We start from the raw sequence: 334 nt of genomic DNA, 5'->3' as shown, positions 1-334 counted from the left end.
CCTTGCCGCCACCAACGCCCAGGCCGCCTGGGACCTGACCCGCGGCAGCAGCGCGGTGGTCGTGGCCGTGGTGGACTCCGGCGTACGCCTCGACCACGAGGATCTGGCCCCGCGCCTGGTGGCCGGCTACGACTTCATCACCGATGCCTTCGTCTCGCGCCGTGCCACCGACGACCGCGTGCCCGGCGCGCAGGACTACGGCGACTGGAACCCGGTGGCCGGCGAGTGCTACTCCGGCTCGCCAATCACCGACAGCAGCTGGCACGGCAGCAATGTCTCCGGCACGGTCGCCGAGCGCACCAACAACAGCACCGGCATGGCCGGCGTCGCGCAC

1 protein-coding gene is annotated in these 334 nt (G+C 72.2%); it reads left to right on the top strand.

Going from position 1 to position 334, the window contains the following annotated elements:
* Window positions 1–334 (top strand): S8 family serine peptidase (locus SB660_RS19485; RefSeq protein WP_410583895.1); only part of this gene is annotated, 334 nt, incomplete at both ends.

Origin of the sequence: Bacillus sp. SIMBA_005, from assembly GCF_046535585.1 — a bacterium.
Taxonomy (GTDB): Bacteria; Bacillota; Bacilli; order Bacillales; family Bacillaceae; genus Bacillus; species Bacillus pumilus.
This window is presented reverse-complemented; position numbering and strand designations above follow the sequence as displayed.